This is a genomic window from Mesorhizobium sp. M5C.F.Cr.IN.023.01.1.1, assembly GCF_003997585.1.
Classification (GTDB): Bacteria; Pseudomonadota; Alphaproteobacteria; order Rhizobiales; family Rhizobiaceae; genus Mesorhizobium; species Mesorhizobium wenxiniae.
Genome location: NZ_RZSU01000025.1, coordinates 18065 through 39923, shown reverse-complemented (window position 1 = coordinate 39923; position 21859 = coordinate 18065). Strand labels below are relative to the sequence as shown.

At 62.1% G+C, this 21859-nt stretch carries 19 protein-coding genes and 1 tRNA gene; 11 read left to right on the top strand and 9 right to left on the bottom strand.

What is annotated here, in order from left to right:
- The first annotated feature begins 118 nt into the window (after positions 1-118).
- Positions 119-595 (top strand): Lrp/AsnC family transcriptional regulator, encoded by a 477-nt coding sequence (locus EOA78_RS12965; RefSeq protein WP_127315463.1) that lies wholly within the window; start codon positions 119-121, stop codon positions 593-595.
- 47 nt (positions 596-642) lie between these two features.
- On the opposite strand, the gene argB is transcribed toward EOA78_RS12965, so the two are convergent.
- Together argB and EOA78_RS12955 are read right to left on the bottom strand one after the other, a co-directional pair.
- Positions 643-1536: an acetylglutamate kinase gene (gene argB / locus EOA78_RS12960; protein WP_127315462.1), complete on the bottom strand. Its 894-nt coding sequence runs from the start codon at positions 1534-1536 to the stop codon at positions 643-645.
- Between the two features lie 99 nt (positions 1537-1635).
- The gene (locus EOA78_RS12955) at positions 1636-3132 is read right to left on the bottom strand and encodes an amidase (protein WP_127315461.1); all 1497 of its coding nucleotides are present in this window, start codon (positions 3130-3132) and stop codon (positions 1636-1638) included.
- A gap of 129 nt (positions 3133-3261) precedes the next feature.
- On the opposite strand from EOA78_RS12955, the gene EOA78_RS12950 reads away from it, so the two are divergent.
- The 4 genes from EOA78_RS12950 (at position 3262) to msrB (ending at position 5982) form a co-directional block, all read left to right on the top strand.
- The gene (locus EOA78_RS12950) at positions 3262-3801 is read left to right on the top strand and encodes a sigma-70 family RNA polymerase sigma factor (RefSeq protein WP_127315460.1); all 540 of its coding nucleotides are present in this window, start codon (positions 3262-3264) and stop codon (positions 3799-3801) included.
- Entirely contained in the window at positions 3798-4496 is a 699-nt protein-coding gene (locus EOA78_RS12945; protein ID WP_127315499.1) for an anti-sigma factor, read from the top strand. Before EOA78_RS12950 ends, EOA78_RS12945 begins: the two co-directional genes overlap by 4 nt.
- A gap of 208 nt (positions 4497-4704) precedes the next feature.
- Complete coding sequence (locus tag EOA78_RS12940) at positions 4705-5262, top strand: fasciclin domain-containing protein (protein WP_127315459.1); 558 nt, start codon at positions 4705-4707, stop codon at positions 5260-5262.
- Between the two features lie 216 nt (positions 5263-5478).
- Complete coding sequence (gene msrB, locus EOA78_RS12935) at positions 5479-5982, top strand: peptide-methionine (R)-S-oxide reductase MsrB (protein ID WP_127315458.1); 504 nt, start codon at positions 5479-5481, stop codon at positions 5980-5982.
- 44 nt (positions 5983-6026) lie between these two features.
- Here msrB and EOA78_RS12930 read toward each other — a convergent pair whose 3' ends face one another.
- Both EOA78_RS12930 and EOA78_RS12925 read right to left on the bottom strand, forming a co-directional pair.
- Complete coding sequence (locus EOA78_RS12930) at positions 6027-7622, bottom strand: DHA2 family efflux MFS transporter permease subunit (protein WP_127315457.1); 1596 nt, start codon at positions 7620-7622, stop codon at positions 6027-6029.
- A 22-nt stretch (positions 7623-7644) separates the two neighbouring features.
- On the bottom strand, positions 7645-8826 hold the full coding sequence (locus tag EOA78_RS12925; protein WP_127315456.1) for an HlyD family secretion protein: 1182 nt from the start codon (positions 8824-8826) through the stop codon (positions 7645-7647).
- 163 nt (positions 8827-8989) lie between these two features.
- Here EOA78_RS12925 and EOA78_RS12920 point away from each other — a divergent pair, with 163 nt between their 5' ends.
- Complete coding sequence (locus EOA78_RS12920) at positions 8990-9694, top strand: TetR/AcrR family transcriptional regulator (protein WP_127315455.1); 705 nt, start codon at positions 8990-8992, stop codon at positions 9692-9694.
- 34 nt (positions 9695-9728) lie between these two features.
- On the opposite strand, the gene yihA is transcribed toward EOA78_RS12920, so the two are convergent.
- The 5 genes from yihA to rpmH form a co-directional block, all read right to left on the bottom strand.
- Positions 9729-10388, bottom strand: a complete 660-nt coding sequence (gene yihA / locus EOA78_RS12915) for a ribosome biogenesis GTP-binding protein YihA/YsxC (RefSeq protein ID WP_127315454.1) — start codon at positions 10386-10388, stop codon at positions 9729-9731.
- Positions 10385-11023, bottom strand: coding sequence for a CatB-related O-acetyltransferase (locus tag EOA78_RS12910; protein WP_127315453.1), 639 nt, complete (start codon positions 11021-11023; stop codon positions 10385-10387). The genes yihA and EOA78_RS12910 overlap by 4 nt, the downstream gene beginning before the upstream one ends.
- Before the next feature lie 259 nt (positions 11024-11282).
- Positions 11283-13106, bottom strand: a complete 1824-nt coding sequence (gene yidC / locus EOA78_RS12905; RefSeq protein WP_127315452.1) for a membrane protein insertase YidC — start codon at positions 13104-13106, stop codon at positions 11283-11285.
- A gap of 13 nt (positions 13107-13119) precedes the next feature.
- Complete coding sequence (gene rnpA / locus EOA78_RS12900) at positions 13120-13473, bottom strand: ribonuclease P protein component (RefSeq protein WP_127315451.1); 354 nt, start codon at positions 13471-13473, stop codon at positions 13120-13122.
- Positions 13474-13489: 16 nt separating this feature from the next.
- Complete coding sequence (gene rpmH, locus EOA78_RS12895) at positions 13490-13624, bottom strand: 50S ribosomal protein L34 (RefSeq protein WP_008833937.1); 135 nt, start codon at positions 13622-13624, stop codon at positions 13490-13492.
- A 305-nt stretch (positions 13625-13929) separates the two neighbouring features.
- Between rpmH and EOA78_RS12890 the strand changes: the two genes are divergently transcribed.
- The 5 genes from EOA78_RS12890 to EOA78_RS12870 all read left to right on the top strand — a co-directional run bounded on the left by EOA78_RS12890 (position 13930) and on the right by EOA78_RS12870 (position 21453).
- The gene (locus EOA78_RS12890; protein WP_127315450.1) at positions 13930-15417 is read left to right on the top strand and encodes a HAMP domain-containing sensor histidine kinase; all 1488 of its coding nucleotides are present in this window, start codon (positions 13930-13932) and stop codon (positions 15415-15417) included.
- 150 nt (positions 15418-15567) lie between these two features.
- A tRNA-Arg gene (locus tag EOA78_RS12885) sits at positions 15568-15644 on the top strand.
- A gap of 526 nt (positions 15645-16170) precedes the next feature.
- Positions 16171-17514: a hypothetical protein gene (locus EOA78_RS12880; protein ID WP_127315449.1), complete on the top strand. Its 1344-nt coding sequence runs from the start codon at positions 16171-16173 to the stop codon at positions 17512-17514.
- Between the two features lie 114 nt (positions 17515-17628).
- The gene (locus EOA78_RS12875; protein WP_127315448.1) at positions 17629-19146 is read left to right on the top strand and encodes a hypothetical protein; all 1518 of its coding nucleotides are present in this window, start codon (positions 17629-17631) and stop codon (positions 19144-19146) included.
- 417 nt (positions 19147-19563) lie between these two features.
- Positions 19564-21453, top strand: a complete 1890-nt coding sequence (locus EOA78_RS12870) for an adenylate/guanylate cyclase domain-containing protein (protein WP_127315447.1) — start codon at positions 19564-19566, stop codon at positions 21451-21453.
- The last annotated feature ends 406 nt before the right edge of the window (positions 21454-21859 follow it).

The following is a 21859-nucleotide window of genomic DNA, read 5'->3' as shown; positions in this document are numbered from 1 at the left end:
AAATCACGACTAATCATAAAAGTTTAGCCGGGTCCGGTGAGGCAAATCCGCTTTGATGATGGCTCGAATACGCGATTTGAGGTAAAAGCCACCACAGCAAAGCTGTAGGAGAGTGAAAGTGCCTCAGTTTGACGATTTTGAGATCAAGATGCTCGATATCTTGCAACGTGACGGACGCAAGCCTGTGTCCGAACTGGCCCAGGAGATCGGCCTTTCGACGACGCCATGCGCGCGCCGCTTCGAGGCTCTTCAGAGCGCCGGCATCATCAAGGGCTTTGCCGCTGTGCTCAGCCGCCGCGCCATCGGCCTGATGGTCGAAGTGTTCATTCAGGTGCGCCTCGTAACCCACAGCGATGGTTCGCCCGAAACCTTCATCGCCGCCGTGCAGCGCATGGACGAGGTGTCGTCGTGCTGGACGATGACCGGCGAGTACGATTTCCTGCTGCATGTGATGGTGCCGTCGGTCGACGAGCTCAACGCCTTCGTCATGCACCGGCTGATGCGGCTCGACGGCGTGCGCGATGTCCACACGCAGCTCGTGCTGCAGAACATTAAGGGGCCGGGTCACGTGCCGCTTGGGCACCTCAGGCGATGAGTTCGCCCCTGGCGCATGCGCCGCCCTGGATTTCTGTCAGCCTGCGCTCACGGCACGATCAGCGTGCCGGCGCCGTGTTCGGTAAACAGTTCGAGCAGCACCGAATGCGGCGTCTTGCCGTTGAGGATGACGACGCCTTCGACGCCGCGCTCGATCGCCTCGATGCAGGTCTCGACCTTGGGGATCATGCCGCCCGACACCGTGCCGTCCTTGATCAAGGCTTTGGCCTCGGCCACGGTCAGTTCATCGATCAGCTTCTTGTTCTTGTCGAGCACGCCGGGCACGTCGGTGAGGAACAGAAGGCGTGTCGCCTGGCAGGCGCCGGCGATGGCGCCGGCAAAGGTGTCGGCATTGATGTTGTAGGTATGGCCGTCGCGGCCGGGCGCCACAGGCGCCAGCACCGGGATCATTTCGGAGCGCGCCAGAAGGTCGAGCAACGTGCGGTCGACCTCGACTGGCTCGCCGACAAAGCCGAGATCGAGCACGCGCTCGATATTGGAGTCCGGGTCGATCAAGGTCTTGCGTGCCTTTTCGGCGAAAACCATGTTGCCGTCCTTGCCGCACAGGCCGATCGCCCATTCGCCCTCGGCATTGATCAGCGCCACGATCTCCTTGTTGATCGAGCCGGCCAGCACCATCTCGACGATCTCGACCGTCTTCTGGTCGGTGACGCGCAGGCCGCCCTCGAACTTCGATTCGATGCCCATCTTGCTCAGCATGGCGCCGATCTGCGGCCCGCCGCCATGGACAACGATCGGGTTGACGCCGGATTGCTTCAGCAGCGCGATGTCGCGGGCGAAGGCCTTGCCGAGCGCAATATCGCCCATGGCGTGGCCGCCATATTTCACCACGACCGTCTTGTTTTCGTAGCGCTGCATGTAGGGCAGTGCCCTCGAAAGCAGCGCGGCCTGCATTTCGGCGGTGGCGGCGACGTCCGTCATCGGCATGGTTCCCAGCTTGGCATGAACGGCGGCGTCTTAGCGGGAATTGGAGCAGGGGGCAAACGGCTTTGCTGTCACATCAGGTGAAATCGGCCCGCTTTATGCCGGCATCCGCAGCGGCGCCCGCCGCGCCTGCCATCCGGAAATCTTCTCCATTTGCGCGGCGAAGGACAACAAGGTCTCCTCATCGCCGGGTCGGCCGGCGGCCTGGATGCCGAGCGGCAGGCCGGCATCGGTGACGTGGACAGGCAGCGCGATCGATGGCTGGCCGCTGACGTTCTGGATCGCCGGCCAGTGCGTGAACCACAGGCTTTTGTCCATCAACTGGCCGAACAGCGGCTTGAATTTCAGCAGACGGGCGAGGCGCAGCCTGTCGAGGACGTCCTCTATGAACGCGTCGGCGCCCTTCGGGTCCATGGCCCCGCAGGCGAGCGGCGGATGGGCGATAACCGGCATCAGCACGGCATCGTACGGCGCGGTATCGGTGATCAGGCGGCGCGACGTGGCATGCAGCCGCTGCAGGCCGGCATAGATCTCGCCGGCCGAGACGATCTCGCCGAAGCGGCTCATCAGACGGGTGGCGCGTTCGACGTCGCCCGAAACGGAGCGGCCGACACGCAAGACCTCAATGCGCATCGCGCCGGCGACTGCCGCAGCCACCGTCCTGGCGAAATCGGCGATGAAGTCGCGACCGATATAGGGCAGATCGATCTCCTCGATCGCGTGGCCACCTTCGCGCGCCAATGCCACAGCGGTGTCCAGCGCCGTCAGCGTCTCGGCCGATATCGGCAGGCCGAGCGGCGATTTCCGGTAGACGGCCAGTTTCAGCTTGCCGGGGTCACGCACTGCTGCGGCGGCAAAAGTTCCTCTCGGCGGCGGCGCCGCATACGGTGACAGCGGATCGGGTCCATGGGTCAGGTCGAGCAGCAAGGCCGAATCCCGGACCGAGCGGGCAACGGCGTGGTCGACGACCAGACCGTACCAGCTTTCGGTGACGAGCGGCGACAGCGGCACACGGCCGCGCGAGGTTTTCAGCCCGACCAGCCCGGTGCAGGCGGCAGGAACGCGGATCGAGCCACCGCCATCCGAAGCATGTGCCACCGGCACGACGCCGGCTGCGACCAGCGCCGCCGCACCTCCAGACGAGCCGCCGCTGGTATGCGCCGTATTCCACGGATTGCGGGTGATGCCGAAAGCGGCGGATTCGGTCATCAGCCTCAGCCCATGTTCGGGCGAGGTGCTGGTGGCGATCGGGACAAGGCCGGCGGCCAGATGGCGTTCGGTCATCACAGAATCGAAATCGGCAACGAAAGCCGGAATGCGGCTGCCGCCATGCGTAGGCACGCCTTTGATGGCAATGCCGAGATCCTTCAGTGCAAAGGGCACACCGGCCAGCGGCAGCTTGCGGTCGATGGTTTTCGCCCGCGTCCGCGCCGCCTCGTAAAGCGGCTCGGCGATGGCGTTGATGTCCGGGCGGGTGGCCTCGGCCCGCGCAATCGCCGCATCGACGAGCTCCTGCGGCGCGATCTCGCCCTTGCGCACCAAGCTGGCAAGCCCGGTTGCGTCGTGCTCCCACAAGACCCGTTCAACCGACATTGCCGCTCTCCCGCTATGAGAAGGCTAGCGGTTGCGGATTTTCTTGGCAATCGAAGTCAACGACGCTCCCGGTGCACAAGAACGCTTCGGCCGTTGCAAATACATTGCAATTGCCTAATTTGGCAGCCGATGACGCCGCAGGACATCAGCAACCTGATCGTCCGGACCTCGATGAAGGACCGGGCTGCGTTCGATCTGCTCTACCGGCAGAGCAGCGCGAAACTTTTCGGCATCTGCCTTCGTGTATTGAAGGACCGGGGAGAGGCAGAAGAGGCGCTGCAGGAGGTCTTCGTCAAGATATGGACGAAGGCGGACCGTTTCGCCGTCTCGGAGCTAAGCCCGATTTCCTGGCTGGTGGCCATTGCGCGCAATCACGCGATCGATCGGATAAGGGCGCGGCGAGAGCCTGCCACCTATATCGATGCTGCGCTCGAGGTGGCCGATCCGGCACCGGGACCGGAGGCTGCGGTTGTTGCGAGCGGTGAATCGGAGCGCATCTATCGTTGTCTCGATGAATTGGAAAAGGACCGGGCGGCGGCCGTCCGGGGCGCCTATCTGAACGGCGAAAGCTATGCCGAACTGGCCGTACGCCATGGCGTGCCGCTGAACACGATGCGAACCTGGCTGCGGCGCAGCCTGTTGAAGCTCAGAGAGTGTCTGGAAAGATGACGCTGGCGCAGGATGACGGATCAGAACCAGGGAGCGACGACCTGTTCGCCGCCGAGTACGTTCTCGGTGTGCTGGACGCGGACGAACGCGAGATCGCGTCACGCCGTATCGATGCGGACGCCGCTTTCGCGCGCCTTGTCGATGCCTGGGAGGCGCATCTTTCGCCGATGGCCGCCGCCTATCCGGAGACAGAGCCGCCGATCAGGGTCAAGGAGGCATTGGATCGCCGGCTGTTCGTCGCAGCGCCTCGCGCCGGCCTCTGGTCGAGCCTTTCCTTCTGGCGCGGTCTTGCCGCCGCTTCTGTCGCGGCGCTGGCGATCTATATCGCCGTGCCGTACCTCAACCCGCCGGCCGAGCAGCCGCGGCTCGTCGCCTCGCTGGCTGCCGATGGCAGCGACGTCAGATACCTCGCCGTCTATGATGCCGCCCGTCGCGAGGTCGGCCTGTCGCATGTCTCCGGCGAGCGCGCCGCCGGCAAGGATTTCGAACTGTGGATGATCGAGGGCAAGAACCCGCCGGTCTCGATGGGCGTCATCCCGGCCGGTCAGACCGCGCATATGACTATCTCCCCGTCCGTGCAGGAAAAGCTTGCGCAGGGTGCCGTTCTTGCGGTCAGCGTCGAGCCGGCCGGCGGCTCGCCGACCGGTCAGCCGACCGGCCCTGTGGTCGCTGCGGGCGATTTGAAAAGCGTCTGATAGCCCTGCCTTTTCACTTTTCGAGAACATTTTAAATCGATCTCCTCTAGTTGAGTGAGCTTAGGAGTAGCACACGAGAAGGTCTCTGCTCTGAATCGCCGTTATAAAAAATAAAATTTTCTCCTGCACGACGAAACTCACGCATTGATCTCCCGTATCTTCTTGCGCCCCAAAAGAGGGTAAAGATAAAACTGAGGAGATTGAAATCATGCGTAAATTCGCCACCCTTTTGCTTGCCGGAACGGTCGCCGTCTCCGCGCTTGCTACCTTCGCCTATGCCCGGAATCCGATGGTCGGCGGCGCCGCCATGTATGCCACCAGGAACATCGTCGAGAACGCCGTCAACTCGAAGAATCACACGACGCTGGTTGCGGCCGTCAAGGCCGGTGGTCTCGTCGACACGCTGCAGAGTGCCGGTCCCTTCACCGTGTTCGCGCCGACCAACGAGGCCTTTGCCGCCCTTCCGGCCGGCACCGTCGACACGCTGCTCAAGCCCGAAAACAAGGACAAGCTGGTCAAGATCCTGACCTGCCATGTCATCGGTGCCAAGGCGATGGTCGCCGACGTCGCCAAGATGGCCATGGACGATGGTGGCGCGCATAAGGTCAAGACGGTTGGCGGCTGCGAACTGACGCTCAAGGCCGACGGCGGTAAGGTCACCGCGACCGACGAGAACGGCAATGTCGCCAATGTGACAGTCGCCGATGTCGAGCAGTCGAACGGCGTTATCCACGTCATCGACAAGGTTCTCCTGCCGAAGATGTAACAAAGAGGTCGTCGCCAGCGAAGATATGGCTGAGGTTCCATGCCGAGTGCGCGGGTTCCGCTTGCGTGACCCGCGCAATCGACAAGCGTACACTCCGCGCCGTCCGCTGTAGGCGTGGGGCAGGTGCGGAGTGCCCGTTGTCAGGAGCTGGCCGTCACTAGCCTTTGATTTCCATATGACGGTCGAATTTGGCAAATGGACAGAGGAGGAATGGTGATGATCCGGCGCGACTTTCTTTGGAGCGGTGCTGCTGCCGTGGCATTGTTGGCAGGCACGGCAGCAACGTTGCGCATGGGCCGGCCGCAGGATGCACGCGCCGCCGAAACCTTCGAGGTCACCAAGACCGAGGCCGAGTGGCGCGCCATCCTGTCCGACGCGGCTTTCAATGTGCTGCGCAAGGAAGGCACCGAATATCCCGGCACCAGCCCGCTGCTCAACGAGCACCGCAAAGGCATCTTCGCCTGCGCCGGTTGCGACCTGCCGCTCTATTCCTCCGAAACCAAGTTCGATTCCGGCACCGGCTGGCCGAGCTTCTGGCAGGAGATTCCCAACGCCGTCGGCATGACCGTGGACAGATCCCTGGGCATGACCCGTACCGAAGTCCACTGCAGCCGCTGCGGCGGCCATCTCGGCCATGTCTTCGAGGACGGTCCGCCGCCGACCGGCTTGCGTCATTGCATCAACGGCGTCGCCCTGACCTTCAAGCCGGCCACAGCCTGACCTACAGCGCCGCGCGTCCTTTTTGGACGCGCAAAGTTGCGCAATCAGTGTCCGCCACCGCCGCCGCCCGCCGGCTCTGCCGGTTTGCGGATGACCATCGTGAAGATCGCCAGCGTGGCGAACAGCGCTGTCAAGAGATAGAACACGTCCATGAACGACAGCAGCGACGCCTGCTGCTGGACCATGCCAGACAGCTTGGAGATCGCCGCCTTGGATGCGTCCAGGCCGGCATTTTGCTGGAAGTCAAGCGTCATGTTCTGCAGCTTGGTCTGCGCCTCGGCACTGCCCCACTGCACATGCTCGGCCAGACTTGCGTAGTGGAAGGCGTTGCGGTCGATCAGCACGGTGTTGATGACGGCAAGGCCGACGGCGCCGCCGAGATTGCGGGTGAGATTGAACAGGCCGGATGCATTCTTAAGCCGGTCAGGCGGCAGCGTTCCCAGTGCGATGTTGTTGATCGGCACCATGCACAGCATCATCGAGGCACCACGCAGGATCTGCGGCACCAAAAGCTCCCAGAAATCCCAGTCGGCAGTCAGATAGGTCATGCGCCAGGTGCCGGCAGCGAAGCCGAAGAAGCCGACCATCATCATCAGCCGCGGATCCATCTTGCGCGACAGGATGCCGGACACCGGCGCGGTGGCGAACATCGCCAGACCGCTGACGAACAGAGCCTCGCCGATCATCAGGGAATCGTAGCCGCGGATACGCCCGAGATACACCGGATAGAGATAGGTCAGGCCGTAGAGGCCGATGCCGATGACGAAGGAGAACAGCGAGCCGAAAGCGAAGTTGACGTTGGTGAAGGCTTTCAAATCGACGATCGGCTCCTCGGCGGTGAAGGCGCGCCAGAAGAACAGCACCGCGCCGGCCGTCATCAGGATGGCGCAGATGAACACGGCCTGGTCCTGAAGCCAGTCGTTGTTAGGACCTTCCTCGAGCACGTATTCCAGCGAGCCGAGGAAAGCCGCCATGCCGGCAAGGCCCCACCAGTCGAACTTGCGGAACAGGCTGAGATTGGGCTTGTCGAAGTCGATCAGCGACCACGCCGCGGCGGTCACCAGGATGCCGGGCACCACATTGATCAGGAACAGCCAGTGCCATGACGTGGCATGGCTTATATAGCCGCCGACGGTCGGGCCGATGGTCGGGGCCAGCGTCGCCACCAGGCCGATCATCGGCGACACCATGGCGCGGCGCGACGGCGGGAAGATGGTGAAGGCGGCAGCGAACACGCTCGGAATCATGCCGCCGCCGATGAAGCCCTGGATGGCGCGGTAGACGATCATCTGGTCGATGTTGGTGGCGGTCGCCGCCAGCGCGCTGGCCGCGGTGAAGCCAGCCGCGGAGACGGTGAACAGCACGCGCGTCGACAGCATCCTGCTGAGAAAACCGGACAGCGGGATCATGATGACTTCGGCGATCAGATAGGCAGTCTGCACCCACGGGATTTCGTCGGAGCTGGCGCTCAAGCCCGCTTGGATCTCGGCCAGCGAGGCCGAAACGATCTGGATGTCGAGGATTGCCATGAACATGCCGAACACCATCGCCAGGAAGGCGATGATGCGGCGCGTGGAAATGGTGTCAGGCGTAGCCGGCCTCGCCGGCGGCGATCCTGCTGTCAAGGTCGCGGTTGCCATGGCAGTGCTCCCAAGCGGCCGCTCAGTTCGACGCGGCCGGCGCGGTGCGGCTGTCGACGGCCACGACGACGCTGAGGCCGGCGCGCAGCTTGCCTGTCTTCAGCACATCCGCCGGCACGTCGATCCGAACCGGGACGCGCTGCACGACCTTGGTGAAATTGCCGGTGGCGTTTTCCGGTGGCAGCAGCGAGAACACCGCGCCGGATGCCGGCGCCAGGGACGAGACGGTGCCTTCGAAATCCTGGCCGTCGATCGCGTCGACCGATATCCGGACCTTTTCGCCGGGCACCAGCCGGGCAAGCTGGGTCTCCTTGAAATTGGCGACGATGTAGAGCTTGTCCATCGGCACGATGACGGCGAGCTTCTGTCCGGGGCTGATCAGGTCGCCCTGCTCGACCGAGCGGTTGCCGACCACACCGTCATAGGGCGCGCGCAGCACGGTGAAGGACAGGTCCCGCGCGGCCTTGTCCCGGGCAAGCTGCAGCGATGCCAGCGTGCTCGCCGTCTCCGCGCGCTGCGCCTGAAGCACACCGATATTGGCCTGCGCCGCGGCGATCTGGGCGTCGGCACCTACAAGGGCGGCATTGGCCTGCTCGACCGCGGTCTGGGCATCATCCAGCTGGGCCTGGGTGCCGACATGTGTCTTGAGCAATTGGGCGGCGCGCGTTTGAACACGCGCCGCATTGGCGGCGGCGGCCTGGTCGGCGGTCTTCTGCGCCTGCGCCTGCTCGAGCGATGCACGCGCCGCCTCGGTCTGGGCGTCGATGCGGTCGAGCGTCTTGCTCAAGGTGGCGATCTGCGCCTCGGCCTGGGCGACCGCTATTTTGTAGTCGCCATTGTCGACGACCAGCAGCGGGTCGCCTGCCTTGACCTGCTGGTTCTCGGTCACCTTGACCTGATCGACATAGCCGGAAATTTTCGGCGAAATGAATGCCATGTCGGCCTGGACATAGGCGTCGTCGGTTGAGATCATGAAGCGCCCGTCGGTCCAGTAATCGTAGCCATACCAGGCAGCTGCGCCCAGCAAGCCAAGCGCGATGATCGGCAACAGAAGGGAGCGTGCCGAACGTTTCTTTTTCGTCGGCGCCTCGGCTGGAGGACTTATTGCCGGCTCAGTCGGTGCGTTCGGCGCTTCGGTTGCTGGCGCGATCTTGGCGTTGGGGAAGGGACGGACTTCGGCGGAGGGGGTCGCGTTCGAGGACATGGGATCTCTCTTGGCATCTCTCTGGAAACTGGGCATCTCTCTGGAAACAATCAGTAAGACTGAACCGTTCGGTTCGATGCGGACATTGACTTAGCGCGGAGAGAGGCCCATATCAAGGGTGGATCGAACCGATCGGTTCGAATATTTTTCGAGGTGTGACACTATGACCGAACCCGACAAGGACCACTGCGATCTGCTGGATGGCCTGCGTCGCGGCCGCCCCGCGGCGGGACAGGACCCGGTCAAGCGCAGCCAGATCATCGAGGGCGCGCGCCGTGTCTTCATCGACAAGGGCTTCGAGGCGGCGTCGATGAACGACATCACCCGCGAGGCCGGCGTCTCCAAGGGCACGATCTATGTCTATTTCGCCAACAAGGAAGAACTGTTCGAGGCGTTGATCGAGGAAGAACGCGGCACGATTTTCAAGAACATGTACGACGTGCTCGAGCGGACCGATGATATCAGGGGCACGCTGGTACGATTCGGCATGGTGCTGTCCGCCAAGATCACCTCGGCCAAGGTCATCCTGGCGCAGCGCACGGTGATCGGCGCGTCGGAGCGAATTCCAGAACTTGGCGCGCGGTTCTACGAACGCGGCCCGAAGCGCGGCCATGACAAGGTTGGCGATTTTCTCAACGCCGCCATCGAACGCGGCCTGCTCAAGATCGACGATGTCGACCTTGCCGCCTATCAGTTCACCGAACTGTGCCTGGCCGGTCTCTTCCGTCAGTGCATATTTGCCTATCGCACCGAGGCGCCAAGCCCCGCTGAGATCGAAAATGTCGTCAGGTCGGGCGTCGACATGTTCCTGAAAGCCTACGGCACCGAGCAGCTTGCCGCGGAAGAGCGCGGGTCGAATTCGGGCTGACCAGGGACGCCTCGTTTAGAGCGGGCTTTCAAGTCTAGCCGCCATTGGCTGCCAGCACGATCGCCGCGCGCAATTCCTCGAGGCCCTCGCTCTTTTCCGAGGACGTGGCGAGAACGAACGGAAATGCGGCCGGCCGCTTCTTGATCTTCTGCAGTGTCTCTTCGATCAATCGCGGCACGCCGGCCGCCTTGATCTTGTCGGTCTTGGTCAGCACGATCTGGTAGGAGACCGCCGCCTTGTCGAGCAGCGACAGCACTTCGTCGTCCTTGGCCTTGATGCCATGGCGGGCGTCGATCAGGACGTAGACGCGCTTCAGCGTGACGCGGCCCTTTAGATAGTCGAAGACGAGTTTCGTCCAGTCGTCGACCTTTTCCTTGGGCGCGGTGGCGTAGCCGTAGCCCGGCATGTCGACCAGCGCCATCGGCGGCAGGTCGGCGCCTTCGCCGGAAAATCCACCCGGAACGAAATAATTGAGCTCTTGCGTCCGCCCCGGCGTGTTGGACGTGCGCGCCAGCCCTTTCTGATTGACCAGGGCGTTGATCAGCGACGATTTGCCGACATTCGAACGGCCGGCAAAGGCGATCTCCGGCGGCCCCTCAGGCGGCAGGAACTTCATTGCCGGCACGCCGCGGATGAAGATCCACGGCCGCGTGAACAGCTCGATGCCGATCACGGTCTTGTTCAACGCGTTCAAACCGCTGCCCCCAGAAGAGAAATATCGGCGCCACGAATGGCATTGAGGTTGCGGCTGATCTTTTCCACCGGCCAATCCCACCACGCCGCCGCCAAAAGCCGCCAGATGGTCCTGTCGTCGAAGCGCATCTTCACCACCTTGGCCGCATTGCCGGCGACGATCGCATAGGGTGGCACGTCATGCGTCACCACCGATTTTGCCGCAACGATGGCGCCATGGCCGATCGTCACGCCGGGCAGGATCACCGCTTCCATCCCGATCCATACACCATTGCCGAGCACTGTGTCGCCGCGCAATTCCTTCGACCAGGTCGCCGGGTCGAATCCCTCTTCCCAGCCATGGCCGAAGATGTTGAACGGATAGGTCGAAAAGCCGGACATGGCATGATTGGCGCCGTTCATGATGAAGCGCGCGCCCTCGGCGATGGCGCAGAACTTACCGATGATCAGCCGGTCGCCGATGAATGGATAATGATGCAGCACGCACCGCTCGGCGAATTTGTCCGGCCCGTCCGGATCGTCATAATAGGTGAAGTCGCCGATCTCGATGTTCGGCGCCGTGACCAGTCCCTTCAGGAAACCGACGCGGCTATGCATCGGGATCGGGTGCTTGATGTTGGGGTTGGGTCCGATCATGGTCTGCCTCCATCGACGAATAACAGGCAAGGTTAAAATAGCGTGATCCGCCCGGCAGCACCAACCGCGTGCGCAGCGGATCATCCTTACCTGTTCATCGACGGAGCGCTCCTGAAACAACAGCGAGCTTATAGGGATGTGTCGCGGCGGCGTCTACCGCCGCGCCGACGGGTTTCGCCGCTCGCCGGCGGTTCGGCTCGTCCCAACAAAAAAGCCCCGGTCCCGGGGCTTTTCTGGATTCGCAAAAAGCGAGCGCCTTCTATTCCGCCGGCGACGGTTTCTTCCGGAACAGCGCGACCAGATTGTCCCACAATTCGATCTTGGCGCCCTGCCGCTTCATGATCACGCCTTGCTGGATGATCGAAAGCAGATTGTTCCAGGCCCAGTAGATGACGAGGCCGGCCGGAAAACCGGCCATCATGAACGTGAAGACCACCGGCATCCAGGTGAAGATCATGGCCTGTGTCGGGTCCGGCGGCGTCGGGTTCATGCGCATCTGCAGGAACATGGTCAGGCCCATGATCAGCGGCCAAACGCCGATCATCAACATGTCTGGCAGTGCAATCGGAATGAGGCCGAACAGGTTGAAGATCGAGGTCGGGTCGGGCGCCGCCAGATCCTGGATCCAGCCGAAGAACGGTGCGTGCCGCATCTCGATGGTGATGTAGAGCACCTTGTAGAGTGCGAAGAAGACCGGAATCTGCAGCGCCACCGGCCAGCAGCCGGCGAGCGGATTGATCTTCTCGGTCTTGTAGAGCTCCATCATCGCCTGTTGCTGCTTCATCTTGTCGTCCGCGTATTTCTCGCGGATCTCGAGCATCTTGGGCTGCACCTTCTTCATGTTCGCCATCGACGCGTAGGACTTGTTGGCGAGTGGGTAGAAGACGGCCTTGACGACGACGGTGGTGGCCAGGATCGCCAGGCCGAAATTGCCGAAGAATTTGTACATCGTGTCGATCAGGTAGAACATCGGCTTGGTGATCCAGATGAACCATCCCCAGTCGATCAAACGGTCGAACAGCCTGATATGGCGATCTTCCGCATAGGCGTTGACCTTGGCGACTTCCTTGGCGCCGGCGAAGATTTCGGTCTCGACCGTCGCCGACTGGCCGGCATCGACGGTGATCGGGTCGGTGAGGAAATCCGCTTGGTAGCGCGGGCGGCCGTCGTCGAAATAAGCGTAACGCGGCTGGAACGGCTGCTTCTCGGTCGGCACCAGCGTCACCGCCCAGTATTTGTCGGTAATGCCCAGCCAGCCATCGGTCGACTTGCCCGGCGTGTACTGCTTGTCCTCCTCGACGGCCGCGTATTTGTGTTCCTGCAGGCCTTCCGTGCCGGTGACGCCTATCAGCCCTTCATGCAGCACATAGATGCTGGCAACGGCAGGCTTGTCGAAGCGGGTGACGCGGCCGTAATTCGACAGGGTGACGGGGATTGAGCCTGAATTCTGCACCGTGTCCGAGACCGTGAACATATAGTCGCTGTCGACGGAGAAGGTGCGCTTGAAGGTCAGACCCTTGTCGTTGGTGAAGCTCAGCGTGACCGGGGTCGCCGGCGTCAGCGTCGCATTGCCATCGACGGTCCACACGGTTTCCGGGCCCGGCACCGTGCCGGTCTTGTCGCTGCCGACAAATCCGATCTCGGCATAGTAGCCAGTGGGCAGCGCTGCCGGGTTGAGCAGTTCGATCTCGGGCGAGTTCTTGTCGACCGTCAGCGTGTAGTGCTTGAGCTTGAGGTCGTCGAGACGGGCGCCGGTGAGATTGATCGAGCCCTCCAGGCTCGGCGTGTCGATCCTGACGCGCTTCGTCGACGCCAGCGCCTGCTCGCGGCCGGCAGGCGTCGCGCCGTCGGTCCCCGGTGCATTGGGTGCATTAGGAATGGCGCCTTGCTGCGGCACCGGCGTTTCGCTGCCGCCCGGACTTGCGCCTTCGGCCGCCTTCTTCTGCTCCGCTATCCGCTGCTCTTGTATACGGGCCGCCTCGCGTTGCGCCTCGCTGTAAGGCATCACGTAAAAATACTGCCAAAGCGACAGGATCAGCACCGACAGCGCGATGGTGATGAAGAAGTTCCGGTTGTTTTCCATCGAAAGCCTTGGCCTATCGTGTTCCGCGCAGTCTGCGGGCGAGTTCGGCCTTCAACTGGCCGAACGGAATGGTAAGCACATCTTCGCGCCCGACGATGACATAGTCATTGCCAGGCTCCATGTCACCCGCGGCATGCGTGCGCACGGCTTCTCTCAGCCGCCGCCGGATGCGGTTGCGGACGACTGCATTGCCGACCTTCTTGGTGACCGTGTAGCCGACGCGAGGCGCCTCTGCGTCGCTGCGGTCCAGAACCTCGACGAGAAAAAGCCGCCCGCGGCGCTTCTCGCCACGCCGGACAGCCAGGAATTCCGCGCGTTTCAGAAGCCGCTTGGGATGTGCCCCCACTGGCTTGCCGGTTGCGGGCAACGATCTCGTCTTCCGTTCAGGCGCTGAGCCGCTTGCGACCGCGGTTGCGGCGGGCTGCGACGACGCCACGACCACCCTTGGTGGCCATGCGGGCACGGAAACCGTGCCGGCGTTTGCGGACGAGTTTGGACGGTTGGTAGGTACGCTTCATTTGTTTTAATACCGCGGGGTGCGGCCCTTCTTGATTCTGTCACTCTGTAACAGGAGCTTCGCCGGGCCGGCTTTGGCGCGATCGAAACCGCGCCGGGACGAATGGCCCGAGCGTGAGCGGGCTTATAGAAAGAAGGGTATTGGAAGTCAATCCGGCGCCGACATCCGGCGCCTCAGCCGATTGGCTGAAGTGTGATGGCCGAAGTCTGGGCGGTCTCATCCCGTATTGGGACGAAGGATGAAATTGGCAAAAAAGCTGCAATGGCCTAATCTCGTTCCATCAAGTGATCGTGAAGAAAAAGCAGCATGAGTGAAATCCCATCCGCGGATGAAAGGACCGATCGGGCGACCGCGGCCGCCCGGAGGGTGCCTTTGTCGCGTGGATTGTCGACAAAGCTCCTGCTGCTCACCATCGTCTTCGTGCTCCTGGCCGAGGTCCTTATCTTTCTGCCCTGGATCGCCAGCTACCGGCTGAGTTGGCTGAAGGAGAGGCTGAGCACCGCTGCGGCCGTCTCGATCGTGCTGGTGCAGGGAGAGCCCGCCTCGCTGTCCCGCGCCGCCCAGAACGACGTGCTGATGGCGATCGGCGCCAAGGCGATCGCCGTGCGCGACGGCGGCGTCTCGCGGCTTCTGGTCGTGGCTGAGATGCCGCCGCACGTCGATGAGCATATCGACATCGCCAATATCGGCCTAGTCGAGGGCATGACCGGCGCTTTGGACACGCTGTTTTTCGGCGGCGAGCGGATGCTGCGCGTTTTCGGCCCGGTCGGCGACAGCGACAAGGAATTCGAGTTGATCATGCCCGACTACAGCCTGCGCGATGCCATGCTCATCTATTCGCGCAACGTCGCCTTCGTCTCGCTGCTGATCTCGCTGTTCACCGCCATGCTGGTCTATGCCGCAATAGACCTGATCATGATCGGCCCGATCCGGACGATGACGCGCTCGATGCTGGCCTTCTCCGAGGCGCCCGACGACCCCGGGCGGATCATCCGCCCTGCTGCCCGCGCCGACGAGATCGGCGTTGCAGAGCGCGAGCTCTCGCAGATGCAGGAGCGGCTGCAAAAGATGCTCTCCGAGCAGAAGCATCTCGCCGACCTTGGCCTCGCCGTGTCGAAGATCAACCATGATATGCGCAACATCCTGGCGTCGGCGCAGCTGATGTCGGATCGTCTGCGCCAGGTCAAGGACCCGACCGTGCAAGCCTTCGCGCCGAAACTGCTGCGGGCGCTCGATCGTGCCGTATCCTATTCGGAAGGTGTGCTCGCCTATGGCCGCACCCAGGAGCCGCCGCCCTCGCGCCGCAGGCTCAGGCTGCGCCAACTGGTCGACGACGTCCACGGCCTGCTCGACACCGAAGGCGGCATCGAATTCGTCAATGCCGTCGATCTGGCTTTCGAGGTGGATGCCGATTCCGATCAGCTTTTTCGCGTGCTCACCAATCTTTGCCGCAACGCCGTGCAGGCGATGGCGGCGGACGCGGAAAGTGCGGTGGTGCGCCGGTTGGCAGTGTCGGCCGAGCGCGTCGGCAGCGTCAGCCGCATCACCGTCACCGACACCGGCCCCGGCCTGCCGCCGAAAGCGCGCGAGAACCTGTTTGCGGCGTTCCGCGGCTCGGCCCGCAGCGGCGGCACCGGGCTCGGCCTGGCAATCGCCTATGAATTGATCCGCGCCCATGGCGGTACGGTGGAGCTTGTCGAAAGCAGAGGCGGACGCACCACCTTCGCGGTAACCATTCCCGACCAGCCGGTCCGGCTCGACCAGGCCCGCAACGGCCTGCGCCGCCCGGCCTGATCCTTGCCCACCCGATCCTCGTCAAGGCACGAACAACAAAACTTTTGCCGGATCGGCTTGCTTTTCGGAAATTCAGTCGCTAGGGAACACGTCACATCGCGGCCGGTCGTTAAGGATCGGATCGCGGGCCATGCAAGTATGGCCTGTTGCGCGCCCGTAGCTCAGCTGGATAGAGCACCAGACTACGAATCTGGGGGTCAGGAGTTCGAATCTCTTCGGGCGCGCCATTACAACCAATTGAAATTGCTAATCTTTCAGAGATCATGACGCGACTCTAACCGGCTTAGTTTTCAAAATTAAGCCGGTTTTTAAGCCGTTTTTGGAAGACCGGACATTCCTTCGAACCATGTCGCAGCTTGGCGTACGCGCCACCAGGGAACAGGCGAAGATCCACCGCGGCGAAGTTCGAATTGCGGGATGCCGGACAGCTCAGCGCCTGATGTCGGCCATTGAAATTAGCTCAGCCAGCAACTTAAAGCGGATACAGCAGACGACCGGGCTGGAGGTCGCAGTTGCGCCATTTGGCGACCTTTACAGCATCAACACACGGGTCGCATCGCCGACCCAGTGCCGGCTCCACGAGCCAGAAGACTGCGGTGACCCCGCCTAAAGCGGGTGTCGAAAATTGCCGCTGCACGGAACCTTTGTTGATTTAGAAGCTTTGAATGCATTCGGCTGCCATGCGTATCGCGTGGGAGCACCTCCCGCGAATGAACGACGGCCGATTGGCAATCGTCATTGGGAGGACGTGAGATGCCGACGCGCACCGGGTTGCTCTTCGCTTTACTGCTGTCTTCGACACTTATCCCCGCCGCTGCTCAAAGGGGCGCGAAAGGCGCGATCAGCGGCAAGGATTTTGACGCCGCCGCGGCCGAGCAAGCCAGGCGGTATCTCGAGGAAGGCCGCGAGACGTTCCGCTTCGACACTTTCGGCAGCGAGGATTTCTGGGGCGGCAAACTCAAGCTCCACGAGGCGATCGCCGGCGAGAAGAATGGCGGAAAAGGCCCCGGTCTCAGCCCGCAAAAAGCCCTTGAGCTCGGTCTGAAAGTGGACGTTTCGGCTATCCCGAAGGAGGTGGTGGAGGCGCTGGGCAGAAATGAGGTTGACCTAGCGGACCCGGCCAGCACCCTTGTCTTGCTGAAAGCCGATGCAGTGGTCGGCGTGACCGGCTTCTTCTCCGAAGACGGTAAGACGCTGACCTCGGTGGGGATTCAATGTGCAGTCTGTCATTCGACGGTCGATGACACCTACGCGCCCGGCGTCGGGCAAAGGCTCGACGGCTGGCCCAACCGGGACCTCAACATAGGCGCGATCGTCGCGCTGGCGCCGGACCTTACGGCGTTCACCGAGATGCTGCAGATATCCGAAGCGGATGTAAAAAAGGCGGTGGAGGCGTGGGGTCCCGGCAAATTCGATGCGGAGCTCAACCTCGACGGCAAGGCGTTCCGTCCGGACGGCAAGACAGCGGCGACGCTCAATCCGCCCGCATTCGGATTGGCCGGCGTGAACAACCACACATGGACTGGAGCTTGGGGCACCGTGAGCTACTGGAATGCCTATGTCGGCAATCTGGAAATGCACGGCAAGGGCGTGTTTTACGATCCGCGCCTTGACGATGCCGAGAAGTATCCGGTTGCGGCAAGGACAAAACAGGGCCATACGCAGGACAAGGAGGACCGCATCACCGCCAAGCTGCCGGCGCTTCACTTCTACCAGCTTTCACTGCCGACGCCGAAACCGCCGGAAGGTGCATTCGACAGCGCGGCCGCAGAGAAAGGCGAGGTCCTTTTCAACGACAAGGCCAAATGCGGCACCTGCCACGTGCCGCCGCTCTTCACCGAGCCGGGATGGAACTTGCATACCGCAGACGAGATCGGGATCGACGATTTCCAGGCGATGAGATCTCCGGACGGACGCTACCGGACGGCATCGCTGCGGGCCTTGTGGGATACGGAAAAAATTCACAAGGGCGGCTTTTATCATGACGGCCGGTTCGCCACGCTCGAGGACATTGTCGAGCACTACAACGGGCATCTCGGCCTCAACCTGACCGATCAGGAGAAGGGCGATCTAATCGAATACCTCAAGTCGATCTAGGACGGACCGGACGGGACGGCGCTCCTAGTCTAGATCGCGAGGTCGCTGCCAAAATGGAACAGCCGCCGGGCTCCGGAGTTGTGCATGATTCATCGCGCAATGCGGGAGCGGCTCATGTTTCTCCTCGTAAAAGATGCAATCAAGTTCAGTATTCTGGTCGGACTTTCGGCCATATTCGTCGACGCGGCCATCGCTCATGGTCTGCTTTGGGAGAATGATCCTTACTGGACGTACTGGATCACCAAGACGTTCCTCATCACAACTGTCTTCCTGTTCGGCACCGCCTTTCTTGGGATTGGCATCATCCCGGGCCTTGTCCTGACCGCCGTCCACACCCTCATCTTGGAGATCTACTACCAGTGGCTGGCGCCCGTGGGCTTGCCGCAGGAGCCCGAGTGGCTTGACTTCAACCATCTCTGGATAACCGGCGTGCCGGTGCACTTCCTGGCAATTTTCGGGGGCTATCTGATGGCGCTGTGGCTGTGGCGGCGCAACCATCCGGCGCTCGAAGCGGAGCGCGGCGAAACATGGCGCTTCGTCGTTTATGGCCTTGTGACCGCTGTCATGATCGTGGCGATCGACGGCATCCTGACACAACTTCTTCTGCTGCAGGATTTTCCGGGCATCACCTTCTTCGTCCAGCACATCTTGATCGCTTTCGTCTTCGTCTGCGTCTGGACTGCCTATGCAGGCGCCGGCCCGACAGGCTGGACCGTGGGAGCGCTGATGCTCGCGCTGGTCTGGACCACCTACGCTATGTATCTCGGTCCGCGCGGCCTGCCGTTCGAAGAGCCTTATTATTCAGGCTACAGGGATCTGTGGTGGCTGTCGTTTCCCGGTGGTTTCGTCTCGGCGCTGATCGGTTGGTGGATCGCCGTTTGGCTGATGAAGAACCGGCGCATGATAGTCGTCTCAGGAGTCGGCATTGCGGCTGCCATGCTCGGACTGCCGGCCGACCCCGCCCATGCGCAGGTGAGAGGCACCGATGGATTGGCGGCCTCGGCGCAGGCTTCTGGCGACGGCGTGCGCGTGACAGGAGCCGACCCCGTGGACATGAACAGCACCCAGGCGATGAACGGCACGATCGTCGTCCAAACGGTCGAAATGGGAAATCGCTGGTCGCATGTTCAGAACACTGACGAAATACACGTTTCTGCTGAGTTCACGACCGGCGACGCGAGCTACGCCGTAAGAATAGACAAGCCGATGCCTCGGCATCCACTAGGCCGCTACACGACCTGGTCGGGCGCGGTGTATGAGCACGAGATGCATGGCGATACCGGCATAGGCACTGCCAAGCTACCGAAGATGCGGCCAAAGATTGCTCTCTGGGGCTGGGCGGAAGTGAGACGGAACGGAGAGGTGATCGCACGTGCAGCGCCAGCTCACGTGATGGTCGTCACCGATGGGCCGATCCCGGGCGTCATGCTGGAAATCGACACGGAGGACAATGGGCTGGCCGCCGAACCGGACAACTACATCAATGTCATGTGGCACAAAGTCGAGGCGCTTCAAATGCCGGAAGGACCGGAGCGGACACGCCAGATCATCGGGTGGATCGGCATCATCGCTTTTGTGGCGTTATTCGGAGGTCTGGCCGCTTTCGCGCGTGTCGAACATCCAAAGCCATGAATTCAAGCTCGTCATGTTGTAACGATGCGGTCTATTTGTTGGGGATACGGCCGCTGCCGGCCAACGGGTTGATGGTGCCTGCGAAGACTATCACCGAAAGCAGCGCGTAGTCGTGAACCACAGCAAAGGCCACACCCGTGGCCAATCAGACCGGCGGCGGCAAGCTAGGCTAAGGCTAGGCCATGCGCCGCTTTGCCACCCACCGATCCGTGGGGCTGCGTTCGACGCCGGTCCTCACATTGCAAACGATCTGCGGGAGGCACACGAACAATCGGGCTCACATGGGCACCGAGGGACTGCCTGCGGCGTTCAGTAGAAGTGTTGGATGAAACGCGGGTTCCCCTGAAGCGCTGTTGAGGTCGGTCGTTTCATTTAACTGCGACCAGTCCTATAATCCGGTAAGGTTAGGCCGAACCAATGGACCGCAAGCTTTCCGCCATTCTTGCTGCTGATGTCGTGGGCTATTCAGCGCTGATGGAACGCGACGAGGCTGGCACATTCGAGCGCCTTCGTGCCGGACGTAAGGAACTGTTCGAGCCGGAGATTGCCCGGCATCACGGCCACATTTTCAAACTTATGGGCGACGGGATGCTCGCCGAATTTGGCAGCGTCGTGGATGCCGTGGAATGCGCCGTCTCGCTGCAGCGCGGGCTGGCGGAACGGAACGGCGCCGTTCCCGAGGATCAGCGGATCCGGGTCAGGATCGGGATCAATCTCGGCGAGGTGATCGTCGAGGGCGAGGACCGGTTTGGCGAGGGCGTCAATGTTGCGGCCAGGCTTCAGCAGCTGGCAGACCCGGGCGGCATCTGTGTCTCGGCAAAGGTCGCCAGGGAGGTTGAGAAGAAGCTGGCCTTCGGCTTCGAGCCGATGGGCGAACAGAAGGTGAAGAACATCGCCGAGCCGGTGCAGGCCTTCCGCGTCATCCTTGAGGGACAAGCCCGACGCCGACCAGCGCGGTCATCGTTTCCGCACTGGGTTTGGGCGGCAGTAGTCGTTTCCATCCTTATCCTGGTTCTTGTCGGCTCGGTATGGCAATTCTGGCCGACGGCGACAGTAGTCGGGAAGCCGTCGGTAGCGGTGCTGCCGTTCGACAACTATGGCGGCGACGAGGCGACCGGACGCCTCGCCGATGGCCTCACCGAGGACATAATCACCGATCTGGCGGGGTTCCCTGAATTCCAGGTGATCGCCCGTAACTCGACTGAACAATACCGGGACAAACCAGCCGTGCCGAGTGAAGTGGGTAAGGCGCTTGGCGCAGGATTTGTGGTCGCGGGTTCCATCCAGCGTCAGTCTGACCGCGTAAGAATTACGGCGCAGCTCATCGACGCCAAAACGGGCAAACACATTTGGTCGCAGCGCTGGGACCGGCCGGACGAGGACTTGTTCGCAATCCAGATCGAAATTTCCGAGCAGATTTCGAACCGCCTCGGCGGCGGCGCAGGTTTGGTCCAGGAGGCGGGCCGCATTACCGCCCACCGAAAGCCGCCCGAGAATCTCAATGCCTACGAACTTTATCTGCTCGGCACCGAAAAACTCGAGCAAGTCAATCAGGCGGATGTCGAGGAGGCCGTCAGGCTGCTCACCCGTGCGGTCGAACTGGACCCCGGCCTTGCCCGCGCCTGGGTCGAACTTAGCCATTCCCATGGTGTCTTGGCCGGTTTTGGGATTGAACCCGACAAGAACCGGGCTCTCTCTGCCGAGGCTGCCGAGCGCGCCGTCCTGCTCGACCCGAGCGATGCTGAGGCGCATGCTGTTTATGCCATGCTTTTAGGTGACAGAGGCGAGTTCGAACGCGCCAAGGCAGAGTTCGATACCGCACTGCGCCTCGCTCCCGGTCAGTTCGAAGTTCTGACTTTCTATATCGATTGGGCCTCGACCTTCGGCGAGCCTGAGCGCACCGCGGAACTGGTCGACAAGGCGGTCAGTCTCAACCCCGGTTTTCCGATGTGGAGTGCCAGGATTTTCACTCATGCCTACTTCATGGCGGGCCGGTATGAGGATGCCCTGCGGATGCTGGACCGCTTGACGCCGGAAAACTATGGAAGGAAACACTGGGTGATACGTTCTGGCGCGCTTGCGGCACTCGGCCGAACTGAAGAGGCGAAGGTCTCAGTAACGGACGCACTCAGGCGGTTTCCCAATTTGACCGTCGAGGGACTTATCAATATTCCTGGATTCAGCGAAGCGGAGCGCCAGCGGTTGATCCAAACCATGCGGCTCGTCGGCTTTCCTGATTGCGCCAGGGCGGAAGAACTCGCGAAGGTAAAGAAGCCGCTGCGCCTGCCGCAGTGTGCTTCGCCATAATCGCATTGAATGGCAGCCACGGATGACAAACGTCTCGAAGGGTCCGAGACGCGACCTTCGTTTCACTGACCGCGAAAGCCCATGTGGACCTCGTCTCTGAGCGTTCGGCTTTAAATCCAAACCGAACGCTCCCGGACGTGAGAGCGGGCACCAGTCCTCCAGCACCTGCTGAAGCCGTCCTTCTGCAAGGAAGGGGTGCAGCGCGTGGTCGGGCAGGCAGGCAAGGCCCAGGCCGTTCAATGCGGCGTCGCCCTCCGCCAGTGCGGCGACGGACGGCTCCGGACGAAGCAGATGATGGCTGACGAAGGTCAGAACGCTATAGGCCACAATCGTCACGCATTTGTGAGCTGTGTTGACAGTCTATCCGGGATTATTGGTCTAATCTTGGGCCGTGCGTCGCCTTATG